This is a genomic window from Shinella lacus, assembly GCF_010994755.1.
GTDB classification, from domain to species: domain Bacteria; phylum Pseudomonadota; class Alphaproteobacteria; order Rhizobiales; family Rhizobiaceae; genus Shinella; species Shinella lacus.
Window position 1 is genome coordinate 563,007 of sequence record NZ_WHSB02000004.1, and the last position, 18,426, is coordinate 581,432.

The window sequence follows — 18,426 nt, forward strand, 5'->3', positions numbered from 1 at the left end:
GGCGGTCGACGGCTATCGGCGGTGAATAGGACGGGTCGATTATTCTTGCGGTACGCCGTTCGTATCTTTCTGGTCTGTTGCCGGACCTTCGGGGATGGACTCGACGTCGCGCGAAAGCTCTTTCAGGAACCTGTCGCCGCTCGCCAGACGGCGGCCGAGATTCTGTATGAAGCCCTCGAACCGCTCGGCGCCTTTCGCGCGTGCGGCGGCCTGAGCGTTCTCCGGCAGCGGCGGCGTAGAGGAGAGCCAGATCAGGACGAAGAGCGAGAGCGTCTCGCCGAGCACGGCGAGATCTTCGTCGAGCGTGTCGATCTGGCGGCCGAGCTTGTCGAGGCGGCGCGACATGGCCGCCTCCAGCTTCTCGGTCGTGTCGCCGGAGAGGAACGACGCGACGGCGGCCTCCACGATGGCTGATGCCGAGACCTTGCGGCGCATCGCCAGGGCGTCGACCTGTTTGAGCAAGGTGGGATCGAAATAGACATTCCTGCGGGTGCGGGTCGGCATGGCGCGGTCCTTACAGTTCGATGCCGTCGCCGGGGTCGAGCGAGGCTTGCCGCGCGACCATCCGCATGCGGCTGCGCATGGCGTTGGCCTTGGCGGCATCGACATCGGGGTCGTCGTCCAGAAGCTCGAACTCCTGTGCCGGCGACGGCGGCGGGGTGATCTCTTCGTGCTCGGGCAATTCCGGCTCACGGCGGATACCGGCATTGGCCGGATCGCCGCCGTCTTCGCCCGCGCCCGTCGCGCTCGTCTGACCTGCCGCCGCGACGACGCGGCCCGACCAGTCGTCGGACGTGGCGGTGTTCGCGGGAGCGGTCGCCAGCTCGGGTGGCGTGATGATGCGCTCCTGCAAACGCGCATCCTCGAAATAGCGGGCCTTGGTGGCGCGGATCGGCGGCGTGCCGGCGACCATGACGATTTCCTCGGACGGCGGGAGCTGCATGATTTCTCCGGGCGTCATCAGCGGCCGGGCCGTTTCCTGCCGCGAGACCATCAGATGGCCGAGCCAGGGCGAGAGACGATGGCCGGCATAGTTGGTGGAATCGCGCAGTTCGGTCGCCGTGCCGAGCGCATCGGACACGCGCTTGGCGGTGCGCTCGTCGTTGGTCGCGAAGCTGACGCGCACATGGCAATTGTCGAGGATGGCGTTGTTCGGCCCATAGGCACGTTCGATCTGGTTGAGCGATTGGGCGATCAGGAAGCCCTTGAGGCCGTAGCCCGCCATGAAGGCGAGCGCCGATTCAAAGAAGTCGAGGCGCCCCAGCGCCGGAAACTCGTCGAGCATCAAGAGCAGCCGGTGGCGCTTCGTCGTCGCGGTCAACTCCTCGGTGAGCCGGCGGCCGATCTGGTTGAGGATGAGGCGGATGAGCGGCTTGGTGCGATTGATGTCGGATGGCGGCACGACGAGGTAGAGGCTGACCGCCCTCTTGCCGCCGACGAGATCGGCGATGCGCCAGTCGCAGCGCGCCGTGACGCGGGCCACGACGGGATCGCGGTAGAGGCCGAGAAACGACATGGCGGTCGAGAGCACGCCGGAGCGTTCGTTGTCGGATTTGTTCAGCAGCTCGCGCGCCGACGATGCAATGACGGGATGGACGCCGGCTTCGCCGAGATGCGGCGTGTCCATCATCTTCCGCAAGGTGGCTTCTACCGGGCGGCGCGGATCGGAGAGGAAATTGGCGACGCCCGCCAGCGTCTTGTCCTTCTCCGCGTAGAGGACGTGCAGGATCGCCCCGACAAGCAGGCTGTGGCTGGTCTTTTCCCAGTGATTGCGCTTGTCGAGACTGCCTTCGGGATCGACCAGAATGTCCGCGATGTTCTGCACGTCGCGGACCTCCCATTCCCCCTGCCGGACTTCGAGCAGCGGATTGTAGGCCGACGATCGGGCATTGGTCGGATCGAACAGCAGCACGCGGCCGTGCCTGGCGCGAAAGCCCGCCGTCAGCGTCCAGTTCTCACCCTTGATGTCGTGGACGATGCAGCTTCCCGGCCAGGTCAGCAGCGTCGGTACGACCAGGCCGACGCCCTTGCCGGATCGCGTCGGCGCGAAGCACAGGACATGCTCCGGGCCGTCATGGCGCAGATAGTCCCGTTCGTATTTTCCGAGCACGACGCCATCAAGGTCGAGCAGGCCCGCCACAAGCACCTCCTCCTTCTCAGCCCATCGCGCCGAACCGTAGGTCGCGACGTTGCGGGCTTCGCGCGCGCGGATGAGGGACATGAGAATCGCGGCGGCGATGGCGATGAAGCCGCCGGATGCGGCGATGATCGAGCCTTCGGTGAAGATCGACGGCGCATAGGCGTCGTAGGAAAACCACCACCAGAAGAAGGCCGGCGGGTAGTAGATCGGAACGCCCGCCAGCTCGAACCAAGGCTGACCGAGTTGCGGCTGAAAGCCGAGCCGCCACGCGGTCCATTGCGTCGCCGCCCAGGTCATGACGAGAACTATGGTCAGAACGACGGTGATCTGACCCCAGAGGATTCGGCCGCCACGCATACAGGCTCCAATCGGCAAAAATGTCGGAGCCGATCAGAGAATGGGTGTTTTCGCGACAGGCAACAGGAAAGATGGAGCGGGAGGGCTGCCGGATACTCTGGCGTACAAATTGGATAGGTTTGCGTTATGCCTTGGTTTGTTCGCGGGATTGTGGAGTCGAGCCGCTAAGAACCTGAGTGAGCTGGGCTGAGCGCCCCATTTCGTCAGCGAGTGCAAGTAGGTTCCGCAGCGCCGCGCCGCGGTGATGCGGCGACCAGACTGCGGAAAATGAAACCGACACAGGTTCGTCTGCAATGAGAAGAAAGACCAAGCCGGAAGTTGGCAAAAGCGACGCGGCCTGCCCGACAATGGTGATGCCGAATCCTTGCTCGACCATTGATTGCAACGTGGTTTGCCCGACATCGAAACGGAGGATTGAGGGGGCGGACCAGCGACCGGCTAGGCGCGCCAAGATATGGTCATAAACTTGCGGCCCGGCGCCACTATATCGGACGAGGAACGTCTCCGCTGCCAGATCTGACCACGTGACGTAGGAGCGCTCGGCAAGCGGATGGTTTGTTGGTAGCGCTGCCATCAGCGCTTCGGTCCATATCTGTCGTGAGTGGCAATCCGGAGGGTCGGGTGTTCCTGCTACGAATGCTATGTCCAAGTGGGCAGCGCGGAGCTGCATTACCGCCTCGCGCGCAGTGCCTTCGGTGATCTCTACCTCAATACCTGGATGCCGCTCTCGATAATGTTGCAAAAGAGTAGCGAGGAAGCCGCCAGGGATCAGAGCGTGAATACCGACTCGAAGACGCCCCTGCTCACCGCGCGAGAACATGCCGGCGGTTCTAACGGTCTGGTCGAGTTGATCGATTGCCAAAGCAACGCCTTCGATAAAGTGCCGGCCCGCTTGTGTGATGCGCACGCCTCGCGTGTGGCGTTCGAAGAGAAGTATACCAAGTTCTTCTTCGAGCATTTTCACGCGCGCGCTGACACTCGATTGAGTAACCCCAAGCGCATTGGCCGCGTGACGGAAATTCAGATGCTCAGCGACAGCGAGTGTCTGTACAAGTGACATCATCGGAATACGACCGCCAAGCAGCAATGGGTTTGCTGGCATTTGAGGCATCTTGCTCAGTTTCCGACGGCGCATTTCTAGTCCCTACTGAAAGATTGTAATGGCGCGATCCTCTCTAGGGATGGACCCGCGAGCCGAATGATCACATGCAGCGCCAGTCATCGCCGCCGGTATGATTCCTCCGGGCTATTTGTGCTGAAGCGGCTGCGATCTTAGCGGGACGACATTCGGCGCTGTTTTGGCCGCTTCCGCGATGTCGTGATCACGTTCGTCGTGGGCGAGCGTCTTTCGGTCACCGCGATCCGAGGCCGCCGAAACTGCTTCACCGAAATACCGCGCGGGCGTTGTTCCCAGCATTCGCCTGAACATTGAGATGAAAGCGCTGACACTCTCATAGCCGAGATCCATGGCAATGTTCGTAACCAGTTCGCCTTGCGCGAGGCGCTGCAGCGCCAGACCGATATGCAGTTGCTGGCGCCAGCGAATGAACGACATGCCGGTTTCGCGCTGAAACAGCCGGCTCAGGGTTCGATTGCTCGCCCCGACGCGCGCACCCCACTCGTCGATGGTGAAACGCAGGCCCGGATTTTCGATCATGGATTCGGTCAGCCGCCGGATCCTCCGGTCGTTTGGCATCGGCAGGTAGAATGGTTCAAGTGGCGCCGCGGCCAGTTCATCAAGCAGCACTGAAATGAGTCGTGTTTCGCGCTCGCGGTCCATGTTTTCCAGCGGTGATTCAAAATCGAAGCGCAGGATCAATTCGCGTAGGAAGGGCTGTATGAACAAAATGCCGCAATCCTGATCAAGCGGAACGGCCAAACCCGGATCGATGTACAAACTCCCGATCTTGATGTGACCATCCATCCTGCCGGCATGGGAGACGCCGCTGGGTATCCATAAGGCGCAATGCGGCGGAACCGTCCAGATGCCGCCTGCGGCCTGAACCGTCAAGACGCCACTGATGACATACATCAATTGCGCCTTGTTGTGGCAATGAGGCTCCGTTTCACCGACGAAGGTCGCTTCAGTGATCAGACTGAAGACGGGGCGTGGAATCTCATCCACCGCGTCGATGTCAGTTTTAGGCGGAAACTCCATTACATTATTCCAATCCGGCCTCATTGCCCTGAACAGGGTATCGTACCCCTTAATGATGAGTGTTTTTCCACTCGCCATTGTGGCTCAGGCGGCATGCTTTTCAAGCAAGAGTAAGCCCTTGGCAGCAGCTTGCTCTTCGTCGGCTGCGAACTGGACGGAAAAGCCCAAAGCTTTGCTTGCCGCCGACGCGGCGACCCGTGCCGCGGCGTTTATCGGAGAGTGGCCTTCGATCACAATCAACCCAAGGCAATACTTCCTCATCCGGTCCTTGATCCGCTTGAAGAACAGCGCCTTTGCCTTGCGCTCCTCGGGCGTCTCGTCATCGTGATCGTGCGTAGAGTGATCGGCAATCAGCACGAACGGTGTCTGCTTGTCCAGAAGGCTTTCAAGCTGATTGTTCCTCTCCAGCACCTCGTCAATGGACGAGCCGTCGTCCTCATGCTCGCGCAGGAAGACAAGGGGAAAGCGGGAATCATCTAGGAGCATCGTCTTACCTTTCGTTGACCGTGCAAGATGTCGGGAGCCGCCGAAGGCCGACATCACTATTCGGTCAACAGGCAAGTCCACGGGCAATAACTGACGCAGTTATCCATATCACAGGCGGCAGGCCGACCGCTCCGGCAAGCCTGCCAACAAATACCGCGATCCTGCCATCTGCCGGCCGCTGGCTATGCCTTGCTTCGCCACAGTAAGCCACGGCTGTCAGCAACCGCGCGCGCTCCAACAAGATGATTGGCCGGTTTGAGAGATATCTTGGCGGGATCGTTCGATGTGGCGTGCTGACCACCAGCGTATCTGAGTTCGGAACCGGGGACGCATCGACGCCGGCCGGCAACGATCATGTGAGCCGCACAGCCTCCGGCACATGCTGAACAGTTTTTTAGGAACGCTTTTATGCCTCGTCATTCCCCTCGATCATGGCCCGCCCTTCTGATCGTCCTGCTAGTCCTTCAAGGTTGCAATGATGGGGATGAACCTGAAGCGGCGACGGATCCCGCTCCGGTCGTCAGCATCGTGCGCGCACAAATCCTGCCCCTGGTTTCTTCCATCACGGTGACCGGTTCGCTGATACCGCATCGTGTGGCGCTGGTTCACGCACAGACGTCCGGCCTGGTGGTGACCGAACTCCTGGCCGAAGAGGGCCAGACGGTCCGCTCCGGCCAGGTTCTGGCACGCCTGTCCTCCGAGCGGCAGAGCGCTGAGTTGTCCGGTGCGCGTGGAGAACTTCATCGTGCCGAGCAGGCGCTGGCTCGCGCCCAAGCACTTAAGACTTCTGGCACGATGGCGGGCAGTGCCGCCGATGCAGCAACGGCCAGCTATGTAGAAGCACAGGCGCGTGTGCGCGCGTTGGAAATCGACGTTGCACGCGCCGAAGTTCGCGCACCCGTGGCAGGATTGCTTCAGCGACGGAACATCGAAATCGGCGAGGTCGCGAATGAAAAGCCCCTGTTCGAGATCGCCGCTGAGAGGGCCATGGAACTGGTGGTCGACTTAAGCGAAACGGCATGGAGCCAAACCAGCGTCGGCCAAAGCGCCGACATCACCCTGGCAGACGGGCAAGCGATGTCGGGCACAGTGCGTCGCCTGTCCGGCGCACTGGACAGCAAGACCCGACTGGGCCGGGCCTGGATCAGCCTCAACAACGCGCCCTCTGGCCTCGTCTCCGGCGCTGGCGCCAGCGCCCGCCTGCGGATAGGCCGTGCCGATCTCCTCGCCATTCCGCAATCCAGCCTCCTGTTCGACCAACAAGGAGCCTATGTCTTCGTCGTCGCGGACGGCAAGGCCCTGCGACGGGCCGTGACGCTGGGCGCGCAGAACGCCGAGCATGCCGAAATCATCGAGGGGCTGAATGCTGGCGATGCTGTCGTGGCGAGAGCGGGCTCGCTGCTGCGCGATGGCGATCCCGTTCGGATCGCTGCAGTCGGCGATGACGCAAGGGGCATCGCGCGATGAATCTCAATATTTCCGCCTGGGCAATCCGCCAGCCCGTCCCCTCGCTGGTGCTGTTCGTCTTGCTGATCTTGCTGGGCGTGTCATCCTTCCTGTCGTTGCCGGTCGGGCGCACCCCCAACATCGACCTGCCGCTGGTCAACGTGTCCATTTCGCAGCCTGGAGCCGCGCCCGAAGAGTTGGAAACGGACGTGACACGTCTGGTCGAGAACGCGGTGGCGGGGATCACCGGCATACGCCATGTGAGTTCTTCGATCACCGATGGACTTTCCTCCACTCGGATCGAGTTCCAACTGAATGTGGCGCCCGACACCGCGCTCTTCGAGGTCAAGAGTCGCGTCGATGCGCTGCGCAGCCAACTGCCTGCCGACGTCGACGCGCCGATCGTTTCCAAGGTCGATACGGAAGGTGTGGCGTTGGTGACGTGGCAGGTTTCGTCACCCGGCAGATCCCTTGCGGAACTGTCATGGTTCATCGACGATGCCGTTTCCCAACACCTGCGCGGACTGCCTGGTGTCGGCGATGTCGTGCGCCGGGGCGGGAGTGCGAGGGAGATTGAAATCGCCCTCTATCCGGACCGGCTATTGTCCCTGGGCATCACTGTCGGCGACGTGCAAAACGCCCTTCGAGGCGGCCGCGTCGATCTGCCCGCCGGGCATTGGAATGCGGCCGATAGCCAGCAACCGGTACGCATACTGGCGCGCGCACGCTCGGTTGAGGAACTGGCCGGCACGCTCCTGCCTCTGGCCGGCCGCAGCCTGCGCCTCGGCGACATCGCGCGCGTAACGGATACGACAGCCGACGCTCAGACATTCCTGCGCCGCGATGGCGAGCAGGCCGCGGCTGCCTTCTCCGTGTTTCGCGCGCGAGGCGCCGACGAGATCGCGGTGGCGCGTGCGGTCGCCGATGCGCTGCCAACGCTACAGGCCTCGGCACCGGATATCACGTTCACGCGCATCGACGAGACCGTCACCCCCACGCAGGAGACTTTCGATGCAGCAATGAGCACGTTGCTCGAGGGCGCGGCACTGGCTGTCTTCGTGGTCTTCGTCTTTCTGCGCGACTGGCGCGCCACCCTGATCGCCGCGACCTCCTTGCCGCTGGCCATCGTTCCGACCTTCTGGGTGCTCGATCTGGCGGGCTACACGCTGAACATGCTCAGCCTCCTTGGCGTGACGCTGGTGACCGGCATCCTGGTGGACGACGCCATCGTCGAGATCGAGAACATCGAGCGGCACATGCACATGGGCAAGACGCCCCGGCAGGCCACATTCGACGCCACCGCCGAGATCGGCCTAGCGGTGATGGCCATCTCGACCAGCGTCGCCGTGGTGTTCGCGCCGGTGGGCTTCATGAGCGGCGTCGCAGGCCAATACTTCAAGCAGTTCGGCCTGACGGTCTCGGTTTCGGTCCTGTTCTCGCTGCTGGTGGCCCGGCTGATCACGCCCATCATGGCGGCCAACTTGCTGCGCTCTTCGACAAAGCCGCTATCCGAGGAGACGTCCCCGGTATCATCGACCGGCTGGTATGCGCACATACTGGGCTGGGTGGTTCGCCGAAAAGGTACGGTGATCATCGTCAGTGTCCTGGGCTTTGCGCTGTCACTGGCGGCTGCCAGTCAGTTGCCGGATGATCTGGTGCCGGCGGAAGATACCGGCCGTCTTATATTCGCCGTGGAAGCCTCTCCCGGAATCACACTGACGCAGTTGGCCGACCGGACCGATGCCATGGCAAAGCGCGTGCGTGCCGAAATACCCGACGTTGCGTACGTCCTGGTGGAAGGCGGTGTGTCGCCTTCGGGAAGGCAGGAGCTTCGACTTTCCACCTTGATCGTCCACCTGAAACCGAGGGACGAGCGGCGGCGGAGCCAGCGTCAGGTGCAGCTTGCCGTTCGCGATTTGCTGCGCACCCTGCCGGACCTGCGGGCTTGGCCGCTGAACAGCAATCTCGGGCGCGAGGTGGAAATCTCCGTCGCTGCGGCTTCGCCCGCACAGTTGCACGAAGCAACAGCGCTGGTTGGGACACAGATGCAGGCGATGGGTCTGGCGAACGTCTCCACGGATTCCGGCTTCACGCGCAGCGAGATCCACATCACGCCGCGGCTGCCTGATGCCTCCCGGCTCGATATCTCGACCGTGCAGATTGCCGATGCGGTGCGCCTGGCCGCGGTGGGCGACGCAGATATCGTGTTGCCGAAGTTCAAGGCGGAAGACCGTCTGGTCCCCATACGCATACGTTTGGATGCTGCCGCCCGGCGTGACATCGAATTGCTGCATGCACTCCCGGTTACGCGGATCGACGGACGGCCCGTTCCGCTCTCCGCCGTTGCCGACGTTCGGTGGCAAGGCGGGCCTTCGTCGATCGAACGATATGACCGCCAACGTCGTGTCTTGGTTGGCGCCGACCTCGCGGCCGGGCAGACCCTCGGCACAGCGCTCTCCGGAATTCGTGCCTCCGAAGAGGTGCGGGCGTTGTCGTCCAGCATATCAATCCAGGCTGCTGGCGACGGCGAACTCATGGATGAGGTCATGAACGGCTTCGTCGGCGCGCTGGGCCTCGGGTTGCTGCTGATGTTCGCCGTCCTGGTATTGCTGTTCTCGGGCGTGCGTCAGCCTCTGATCATCCTGTTGTCCCTGCCGCTGGCCCTGACGGGCGCGATCCTGGCATTGTTCGTGACCGGCACACCGATCAATCTGCCCGTGCTGATCGGCGTTCTCATGCTGATGGGAATCGTGGCCAAGAATGCGATCCTGCTCGTGGACTTCGCCAAGATCGGTGAGGATCACGGGATGCCGCCTGCCGACGCCATCATCCATGCCTGCTGCACCCGGGCTCGGCCCATCCTGATGACCACGCTGGCGATGGTGGCAGGCATGTTGCCGAGTGCATTGGGTGCTGCCGTCGGCGGCGGGTTCCGCGCCCCTATGGCGATCGTCGTGATAGGCGGCCTGATTGTGGCAACGGTGCTGTCGCTCCTGACCACGCCGGCGCTGTTTCTGGCAATCGAGGGCCTTCATGGCCGTTTCCGGCGCGCTCCCGCACCTGCCGAGCCATCCCCGGCGCATTCGAAATAGTCGCCGATCTGTGTGGTGGAAAGGAAGCGAATGGCCGGTTCGAGATTTTGGCGGGATCGTTCGATGCGGCGTTCCGCCGGCCAGGAGAAGCAGGCATGGATGGTTTGGAAACTGCATTGCAGTACGTGCAACGGGACGTCGCTCGAATCGACAGGATTCCTCGGCCTGTCGTCGCTATCGGTCTCAAGCAAGTCGCAGACCGCCTTGAGGTTTTAGAGCATCAGCACCGCAGATGCGAACTGATCTATACCGTCAAAGGTGTCCTCACTTGCGAGATCGAGCGTAGCCTCTGGACGGTCTCTCCGCAAAGCGCGGTATGGATTCCATCCGGCACGCCGCATAAGTGTCAGGCTTTCGGCAAGACCGAATATTACGTTCTGTTCTTCGATCCCAACGTCTATCCGAACCTTCCACGGGCCTGCTGTACGATGTCTGTCTCGCCCCTGCTGCGAGAGGCACTGATCCGCGCCGCGCAGTTTAGTGCGCTTTACCCCCTGGATGGGCCGGAGGTCCGGTTGCTTCCTGTCATCCTCGATGAACTGAGCACTGCCCGGACCGAACACCACCGACTTCCATTGCCGTCCGATCCCAGCCTGCGACGTCTCGCCGACATGATGATGTCCGCTCCTGATGACAAGTTATCGGTGGCGCAGTGGGCGGTGCGTTGCGCGATGAGCGAGAGAACGCTGAGCCGGAAGATGCGACACGAGACCGGCATGAGTCTCTGGCGCTGGCGTCACCAGCTTCACGTTACACTGGCAGTCCAGCGCATGGCGGGCGGCGACAGCGTTCAGGCGGTGGCGCTGGACCTCGGCTACGAGACGGCCAGCAGCTTCATCACCATGTTCAAGAAGACGACCGGCAAGTCGCCCGGCCGCTATTTCGCGGAGCGCAGCAGTTGCGATGATGCTCGGGGACAGCGAAAGACGCCTTCTCCCGATAGCCTGGCAGCAACGAGAAATTCATCTATCGTTTAACGTCTTCCAGCAGGTCGGGGTGAACTTGCCGATGGAGTTCTTCAAACAATGATTGATCGTGAGCGGATTCAGTCCGCCGCACACCTCTTTTACTTCCAACTGGCACTCGCGGAGAGTGGCCCAGAGAACTCTGCACGTCGAGGAGAGCTTGAGGCGATTTTCCTCGACACAGCTCGATATAGCATCGGGCGTAAGCCGCCACGGCCGCACGCAGATTGACAGAATCTCCGCCTCGCAAGTTTTCTTGATAGAAGACTCAGGAGCGCCAGCCAGCACGGGTTGCGGGAAATCCGCGATAAGGCAGATCAGCATACATGCCGAACGAAGATGCAAACGCCCGGACCCCGATATCATCGCTACCAGCCCCTGGACGCCGGTCTGTTTGACGGAGAACGCCTCCAGGAATCGATCATCAATGGAATCCTTGTCTGCCGAACCATTGCCCGTTTCGAATAGCGGTGTCGCCAGAGCGTCATTTCAAAGGGCATAGATAAGCTGATTGCTCCGAGCGGGCGCCAATAAATAGTCCCTTCCGATAACCCCAAAAGCCCATAACGAGCATTTTGGCGGGATCGGAAATCTGTTTGGCGGAACAGCGAAAGGCGAGTTTCAGCCTCAAGTTTATCAACGTCGATAATGCGGATCGTTCGCAGATATGTCCGTCAAATCGTCGTTGGGGGCTGGTATGTCACTTTGGAATAAAAGTAAGCTGATGTTGAGCGGGGTTTCTGCGATTACGCTGAGCTTCGTTGTCTCTGGAATCGAACCGGCCTACGCGCAGGAAAACCGCCGCTCATCGCGCCAAGAAGCCGACAATATCACAGTCCTCGATCCTATTATTATCACCGCGCGCAAAACGGACGAGCGACTTCAGGACGTGCCTGAGAGCATCACCGTGGTCTCGCCGGAAGACCTGGCCGCAGCTCCCTTTGCATCCGCCCCGGCCATCGCGCGCAATTCCCCCAACGTTCAATGGGTCGACCGTGGCGCGGGAACGCAGTTCTTTTCGATCCGCGGCATAAGCTCGCTTGGAACGCCGCTCAACTTCTCCGACGGCACCGTTGGTTTCAATGTCGATGGTGTTCCCAACAGCATGATGAGCGCTTCCAGCGTTCTGCTCGATGTCAATCGCGTCGAGGTCCTGCGGGGGCCGCAGGGCACGCTCTGGGGCACCAACGCGCTTGGCGGCGCCATCAACGTCGTGACCAACGAGCCTGACGGGGAACGCGATATTCGCTTCACGACAGAGATCGGATCGAACGGCTATCGGATGGGCGAAGCGGTTCTTGGAGGCAATATCATTCCCGGTGCGCTGGACGGGCGGATGGCGGTTCGCTTTGGACACCAGAACGGGGACATCGACAGTCTGTTCACCGAAGATCTCGGTAAACGTGATATCGGCGCTTTCCGTGGAGGACTGCGCTTTAACGGCCTGGAGAACACAACGATCACCTTGTCCGGCTCATATTTGAGCGACAAGGGCAACGCCCCGGCAATTCTGTTACGCGACACGCCTGGCTTCCCGATCAGCGGAACGCTGACGGAACCCTACGCAAAAACGACGCATGGGGATGTGACACTGAAGGTCGAACACGATTTCGATCAATTCAGGTTCACGTCGATCAGCGCATACCAGCGCAACGAAAGCGAAAGATGGTCGAGTTTTGCTGACAAGCTCGTTTTCGACAAGATCGGTTTGCCTGCTATCCCTGGCGTTGGCGGCACGATCGACAAGGAGAACATCTACAGTCAGGAATTTCGACTGAGTTCGCTTGAAGGCGATCCGATCCGCTGGGTGGTGGGCGCGAGCGTGGTGCGCACCGAAGGCAGCCGTTTGTGCGACGCCCTGCAATGCACGCTCCCGCCGAACACGACCACGGCGTCCATCGACAGCACGAATCTTGGTCTATACGGTGACATATCGATACCGTTCGCCGAGCGCTGGGAAGTCTCCGCCGGCGCTCGTCTAAGCCATGACGATATTAATGCAGGCTTCACCAACGCGCTGAACTTGTCGGGCCTGACCGGCCGCAATTCGACCACGCAGACATATCCGACCGGCAGGCTTGCACTGTCGTACAAGTGGACCGACGACATTCAGACGTATATTTCCGTCGCCCGCGGACACTCGACGCGCGTCTACTCGCTCCTGCCGACTGTCGTGAACGGCGTCCTACCCGATCCATACCCCGCCGCGACAGGCTGGACCTATGAAGCCGGTGTGAAAGCGAGCCTGTTCGATGACCGCCTGCAACTCGACGGGAGCGTGTTTCACAACGATATCAAGAATGGCCTTATCGCCTACCTCGATCCGCGGGCGCCTCTCGCATTCAAGACCACCTATCAGGACTATACAACGAGCGGATTCGAGCTTCAGGCCCGTGCCCGCATCACGGAAAGCCTGAGCTTCATCGGCGGCGTTGGTTATACGCACAGCTCTCTTGGCGCGAACGGCGCGAACTACGCCAGGGTGAAGGGCAATCGCGTCCCGAACACAGCCGACTGGACGTTCTCGACCGCACTTCAATACGATGCGCCGGGATCGGTCCTGAACCTGCCGGGGGCGTTCTCATTCAACGTCCAGTATCAATTCAACGGTTCTCGCGCGGCCGATCCCGAAGATTCCTTCGACCTCGATCCCTACCATATCGTGAACGCGCGTGTCGGCTGGAAGAACGACGGCGGGGATTTCGAAGTCTACGCCTTCGGTCGCAACCTGCTGGATGAGCGTTACGAAGCTTTTGGCGCGCCCCTCAATGGCGTCCCGACAGTCAATGTCGGCCAAGGGCGCATCGTGGGTGTCGGCGTCACCAAGACTTTCTGAGCGTCGTCTCGGTCCCGTGTCGAGTTTTTGCCGACCGGGACCAACACGCTCGCTCACGTTTCGACGGAACCAGCCTGTGCCTATTCCCAGCCAAGAACCTGTTGCTTCGCGCCGCCGGCGTTACAGCACACGAATGATCCTGATCGCGGCGGCTCTCGGTGCAGCGATCGGCATTATTCTGGTCCCGGTCAATCTTGCCCTTGTCGGCTTTACGACCGCCTTTCCGCCCGTCGCCTCCGCTTCGTTCGGTTTGTGGGGCATGGCCGCGTTGCTGCCGCTTGCCGTGCTCCGACGCGGCGGCTCGGGTGTGATCGGCGCGGCCGCTGCCGGTGTCGTGTTGATCGTGTCTCCAGGCGCCTTGCTGATGGTCGTTGTGATGGCGATGTGGGGTACCGTCATGGAGATGCCATTCTTCGTGACCCGATACCGCTGGTTTGGCTGGATCATGTTCACCGCCGCAGGCGTGATCTCCGGCCTCATCTCCTGCGCCATCAGTATCTATACGTACAACCTGCCGAGTATGGACGGCGGTCTGGTCGCTTTGATCTGCACCGTCCAAATCGCCTCCTTTGTCGCGGGAAGCCTGTTGTCCCTCGTCGTCGCTCGTGCGCTGGCCCGAGCTGGCATTGCGGGAGGACTTCGTGGCGACGACAGCCGATAAGACGAACCCCGTCATCTCTCTGAAAGACGTCAGCATACGCTATGACACGAGCGACAGATGGATCGGCGATCAGATCGATCTCGACATCTATCCCGGTGAGACGGTTTTGCTGCTCGGTCCTTCCGGCTGCGGCAAGTCCACTGTCATGCTGGCCCTCGCGGGCCTCATTCCGACAAGTCTGGAAGCGGACCTGCGCGGTCGGGTGCTGTGCGGCGGCATCAATACCAGGCATGTCGACGCCGGACAGCTTGCTGGAAAGGTCGGCATCGTCTTTCAGGACCCTGATGCTCAGGTCGTAACCGGAAGCTTGCTGGATGAAGTGTGCTTCGGGCTGGAAAATCTTCTCGCGCCGGTGGACGAGATCGAGACCCGTGCGCTCACCGCTCTTCGCAGAATGGGTTTAGCCGATAGCCGCGAGGAAGCGCTCCGCACTCCGACCGAGTTGTCCGGCGGTGGCCGGCAACGTCTTGCCATTGCCTGTGCGCTTGCTCTTGACCCGCCGGTGCTTGTGCTCGACGAACCGACCGCGAACCTTGATCCAGTCGCTTCGGCCGAGTTTTACGCTGCTCTCACAACCCTCAAGGACGCCTCGCGTGCGATTGTCCTGGTTGAACACGAACTCGATGACGCTCTCCAACTGGCCGATCGTGTCGTCGTGCTCGACGGCAACGGCACCATAATTCACGATGGCGCTCCTGCCGAAGTGCTCGGCAGACATGCCCGCGATCTTTCTGAACGCGGAATTTGGCTTCCAACCGCAACCGGCGTCGCTCTCCGTCTGGGTCTTGACGCCGATCCGGAACGGGAGTTGCCGCTGACAGTCAGCGAGCTTGCTCCGGCTCTCGATGCGGTCGAAGCGCCTGAGGGCACGATCGTATCGACTACCGATCCGGGCAGATCGCGCGATCAGGTGCTTGCCCAGCAAGATGTTCTCATCGACGTTCACGCCGCCAGTGTCAGGCTTGGGGGCGTGACTGTGCTCCACGGCGTTGATCTTCGGATAATGTCCGGGGAGTTTCTTGCCATTGCCGGTATCAACGGGGCTGGAAAGAGCACGCTCACGCGCGCGATCGCAGGTCTGGTTCCGCTCTCGTCCGGTTCGATCGCGCTTGCCGGCACCCCGCTCACCGCCCTGGACGTCCGGCAGGTAGGTGATCGGATCGGCTATGTGTTCCAGAATCCCGAGCATCAGTTCCTCGCACGCACCGCCCGCGATGAACTCGCTTACGGCCTGCGCGTCCGGCGCCGTCCGAAACACGAAGTCGACGATCGTGTCGATCGCATGCTCGCGCGTTTTGAACTGGCCCGCTATGCCGATGTGAATCCGTTTCTCCTTTCCCATGGAGAGAAGCGCCGCCTTTCCGTCGCAACTGCTCTGATTACGGAGCCGAAAATTCTCATCCTGGACGAACCGACCTTCGGGCAGGATCAAGCCCGTGCGCGTGAAATCGTAAACATGATCTGCGAACTCAACGCTACGGGCATCACCATCATAATAATCACACACGATCTGCAGCTCATCGCGGATTATGCGGATCGTGTGACGCTGCTTTCACAGGGGCGTCTCCTCGACGTGGGCGCGACAGGAGAAATCCTTTGCGACACCAGGCTGATTGAGCGCGCAGGCCTCCGTCCGCCGCCGGTGCGCCACATCGCGCTCGCACTCGCGCGAGAAAAACCTGAATGGCGGACGGTCTATCGCACCGGGCAGATCCGGGAAATCGCGCCATGAGCGACGGGCACAATACCGCAACCCGCCGGGGCTGGCTGGCGACGATCAACCCAGTCGCCAAACTCGCCGCAACGCTCCCGCCGCTCGCTCTACTCTTGTTCACCCGCGACATCGCCACACCTGCCGTCGTCGCAGGGTTCGCGCTTGTCGCTATTGTCTCTGGTGTCCCGCTGCGGCTTCGTACGTTGTTCGCCGGAGCCGCAGCGATACTGCTGGTCGGCGCCTGGACGACCCTTGTCTTCGCTCTGCTCACCCGATCCGATCTCGTCAAGGACTCGCCTATTATCATCGACGGGTGGATTACTTTGCGCGCGGCCGCCATGCATTCTGGCGCCTCAACCGCTGTGCGCTTGGCGGCGATGATGATGTTAGCGCTGCTTGGCTCCTTCGGCACCACGACCAACCAGCTCGCAAGCGCACTGGTCCACCAATGCCGCATTCCCTATCGCTTTGCATACGGTTCGATCGCCGCAATGCGATTCGCACCCCGTTACCGTCAGGACCTCCTCACATTGCGCGCGGCTCAGCGGGCGCGCGGCATAATTGATTCTGCTGGTCCGGTCGGCTATTTTCTTCGCACAGGTCGATCGATCATTCCGCTGCTCGCGGCCGGTGCCCGCTACGCGACACGTCTCTCCCTTGCCATGGATGCACGCGGGTTCGGTGCCTTCAGCTCTCGTAGCGATCGTCAGCCGTCGGTGGTCCGTGCTCGCGACGTGATATTCGTCATGACGGTCTGGGCTGGCTTCGCGGCGGTCTTCGTCACAACTGGGATGCTCGGACTTCTATCCATAAGCGGAGATTTGCACGATCCAAGGTAACGTACGGTCGGGTTTGCCTTATCCCAAGAGCGGCCCTCGGCGCCTTCATCCGGCAACCGAAACATCGCTATAGAGCTAGGCCCCGTTGTCGCCCAATCTGCCACGACACCGATCCGCCCTGCACAATACCGCTCACCTCACGGCCGAGTTGGCGGTCGATGACCGGGCGCCACGGGACAAGGGTGAACTCGTGGCTCTGCTCGACGACGGCGAACTTGCCGCTCGATAACTGGACGGTCCCGGTGAATCTGCCGCTGACGGTCTCGCCGTCGCTGGCGGCGCGGAACGGCAGGTTCTTCGTTGCAGCCATCTCACCGCCGATGCGTTCGATCTCCCGCGCGCGCAGCGTGGCGAGGAGATTGCGCCGATAGAGCGTGCCGCCGTTCAGGCCGAGCGTCGCGTCGCCACGGTCGATATGATGCTCGCGGCGGCGGTCGATCGCCTGGCGCACCTCAAGGCCGAAGCCGGTCGGCGCGAGGTCGGATGTATCCGCCGTCATGAGCCGCCGGTCGAGCCAGGTCGCGCCGTCCGCGCCGATCTGTTGTTCGAGCTGGGCGGCTGAGAGGATGCGGATATTGGCATGCTTGTTGCGGCCCGCGTCATAGGCGGTGGCGCGGCTCTCGAAGTCGTCGGGGATGCGCCATTGGTGGGCGTCGATCCGCTCGACGATGCCGGCGCGGCGCAGCGCCTCCAGCCGGCGCACATGGGCGTCGACATAGCCGTCATAGTCGCCGCCCGGCACGCGGGCCTCGAACTTCGCCTGTTCGAGATGACGGCTCGGCCGATAGACGCCGCCTTCGGCGACTGTCGCGATGGTGCGGTCGGACGGACGGCTCGCGGTGTCGGCGGGGCCGATCTCGACGACGCTGCCGATCCGTGCATCCGCGACACGGGCAGCGTCGATGCCGTCGACATGGTGCGTGCGGCCGTCGATGCCGTCGACCACCACGGTCAGATTCTCGCCCAGCTCGTCGGTCAGATATTTGTCGACGACGCGGCCGGCGATAGGAGTCTTCGGCGGCCCATCGTGAATCTGGAAGGTCATGGGGTCGCGCTCCAGCCCGTCAGCCTTGAGCGCCTTGTGCATGTTGCGGATGATGTCGCCGTGCTCGCCCAGCTCGCGCAGCGCCGGTTCCATGCGCTCGCCCAATTCCCAAACGGCCGGCGCGTGCTCGGTGGCGAGGCCCATCTTCTCCAGCTTGGCGAGACGGCGCAGGCGCAGCGTCCGGTTGAACTGGCGCTTCGGATCGGTGGCCTCATGACGCAGGTCGAGGAAGCGTTCATCGGCTTCCTCAACCATCGCACGGTCGATGCGGGTGAAACGATCCTGATCGATTTCGGCCGAGAGCTTGCGGCTCTGCTCGATCTCGGTGACGGGGCCTAGCTCCAGCGTGGTCAGCTCACTCGCCCGCTCGCGGATACCGTTGGCGAGATAGTCGCCGTTGATGATGAGGTTTTCGCCCAGCTCGTCCTTGCCGCGCACGATGACATGGACGTGGGGATGGCCGGTATTGTGGTGATTGACCGCGACCCAATCGAGCCGGGTGCCGAGATCGGTTTCGACCTGGCGCATGAGGTCGCGGGTATAGGCCGTGAGGTCGGAGAGGTCCGCGGCGTCCTCGGGCGAGACGATGAACCGGAACTGGTGGCGATCATCCGCGCCGCGCTCGACGAAGGCCGCACCGTCGGCGCGATCCTCGGTCGCCGAATAGAGCTGGCCGCGTTCGCCGTC

At 61.9% G+C, this 18,426-nt stretch carries 13 protein-coding genes; 7 read left to right on the top strand and 6 right to left on the bottom strand.

Annotation, left to right across the window (positions count from 1 at the left end; translation table 11 throughout):
- Positions 1–39: 39 nt before the first annotated feature.
- From GB927_RS14205 to GB927_RS14225, 5 genes are all read right to left on the bottom strand, one after another.
- On the bottom strand, positions 40–504 hold the full coding sequence (locus GB927_RS14205) for a ribbon-helix-helix domain-containing protein (protein WP_256117714.1): 465 nt from the start codon (positions 502–504) through the stop codon (positions 40–42).
- Between the two features lie 10 nt (positions 505–514).
- On the bottom strand, positions 515–2,497 hold the full coding sequence (locus tag GB927_RS14210) for a conjugal transfer protein TraG (RefSeq protein ID WP_256117715.1): 1,983 nt from the start codon (positions 2,495–2,497) through the stop codon (positions 515–517).
- Positions 2,498–2,621: 124 nt separating this feature from the next.
- A complete protein-coding gene (locus tag GB927_RS14215) occupies positions 2,622–3,599 on the bottom strand; it encodes a LysR family transcriptional regulator (RefSeq protein WP_256117717.1) in 978 nt (325 codons plus the stop codon).
- 144 nt (positions 3,600–3,743) lie between these two features.
- Positions 3,744–4,655: an AraC family transcriptional regulator gene (locus GB927_RS14220; RefSeq protein WP_256117718.1), complete on the bottom strand. Its 912-nt coding sequence runs from the start codon at positions 4,653–4,655 to the stop codon at positions 3,744–3,746.
- Between the two features lie 84 nt (positions 4,656–4,739).
- On the bottom strand, positions 4,740–5,195 hold the full coding sequence (locus tag GB927_RS14225) for a hypothetical protein (protein ID WP_256117719.1): 456 nt from the start codon (positions 5,193–5,195) through the stop codon (positions 4,740–4,742).
- Between the two features lie 354 nt (positions 5,196–5,549).
- On the opposite strand from GB927_RS14225, the gene GB927_RS14230 reads away from it, so the two are divergent.
- The 7 genes from GB927_RS14230 to GB927_RS14260 all read left to right on the top strand — a co-directional run bounded on the left by GB927_RS14230 (position 5,550) and on the right by GB927_RS14260 (position 16,694).
- Complete coding sequence (locus GB927_RS14230) at positions 5,550–6,608, top strand: efflux RND transporter periplasmic adaptor subunit (RefSeq protein WP_256117720.1); 1,059 nt, start codon at positions 5,550–5,552, stop codon at positions 6,606–6,608.
- Positions 6,605–9,679: an efflux RND transporter permease subunit gene (locus GB927_RS14235; protein WP_256117725.1), complete on the top strand. Its 3,075-nt coding sequence runs from the start codon at positions 6,605–6,607 to the stop codon at positions 9,677–9,679. The genes GB927_RS14230 and GB927_RS14235 overlap by 4 nt, the downstream gene beginning before the upstream one ends.
- 95 nt (positions 9,680–9,774) lie before the next feature.
- Positions 9,775–10,656, top strand: a complete 882-nt coding sequence (locus GB927_RS14240; protein ID WP_256117726.1) for an AraC family transcriptional regulator — start codon at positions 9,775–9,777, stop codon at positions 10,654–10,656.
- A 655-nt stretch (positions 10,657–11,311) separates the two neighbouring features.
- On the top strand, positions 11,312–13,480 hold the full coding sequence (locus GB927_RS14245) for a TonB-dependent receptor (RefSeq protein WP_256117727.1): 2,169 nt from the start codon (positions 11,312–11,314) through the stop codon (positions 13,478–13,480).
- Between the two features lie 133 nt (positions 13,481–13,613).
- Positions 13,614–14,141, top strand: a complete 528-nt coding sequence (locus GB927_RS14250; RefSeq protein WP_256117729.1) for an ECF transporter S component — start codon at positions 13,614–13,616, stop codon at positions 14,139–14,141.
- Positions 14,122–15,873 (top strand): ABC transporter ATP-binding protein, encoded by a 1,752-nt coding sequence (locus GB927_RS14255; protein WP_256117730.1) that lies wholly within the window; start codon positions 14,122–14,124, stop codon positions 15,871–15,873. Before GB927_RS14250 ends, GB927_RS14255 begins: the two co-directional genes overlap by 20 nt.
- Positions 15,870–16,694, top strand: a complete 825-nt coding sequence (locus tag GB927_RS14260; protein ID WP_256117731.1) for an energy-coupling factor transporter transmembrane component T family protein — start codon at positions 15,870–15,872, stop codon at positions 16,692–16,694. The genes GB927_RS14255 and GB927_RS14260 overlap by 4 nt, the downstream gene beginning before the upstream one ends.
- Before the next feature lie 67 nt (positions 16,695–16,761).
- On the opposite strand, the gene GB927_RS14265 is transcribed toward GB927_RS14260, so the two are convergent.
- Complete coding sequence (locus GB927_RS14265; protein WP_439655495.1) at positions 16,762–18,267, bottom strand: DUF3363 domain-containing protein; 1,506 nt, start codon at positions 18,265–18,267, stop codon at positions 16,762–16,764.
- Positions 18,268–18,426 lie beyond the last annotated feature (159 nt).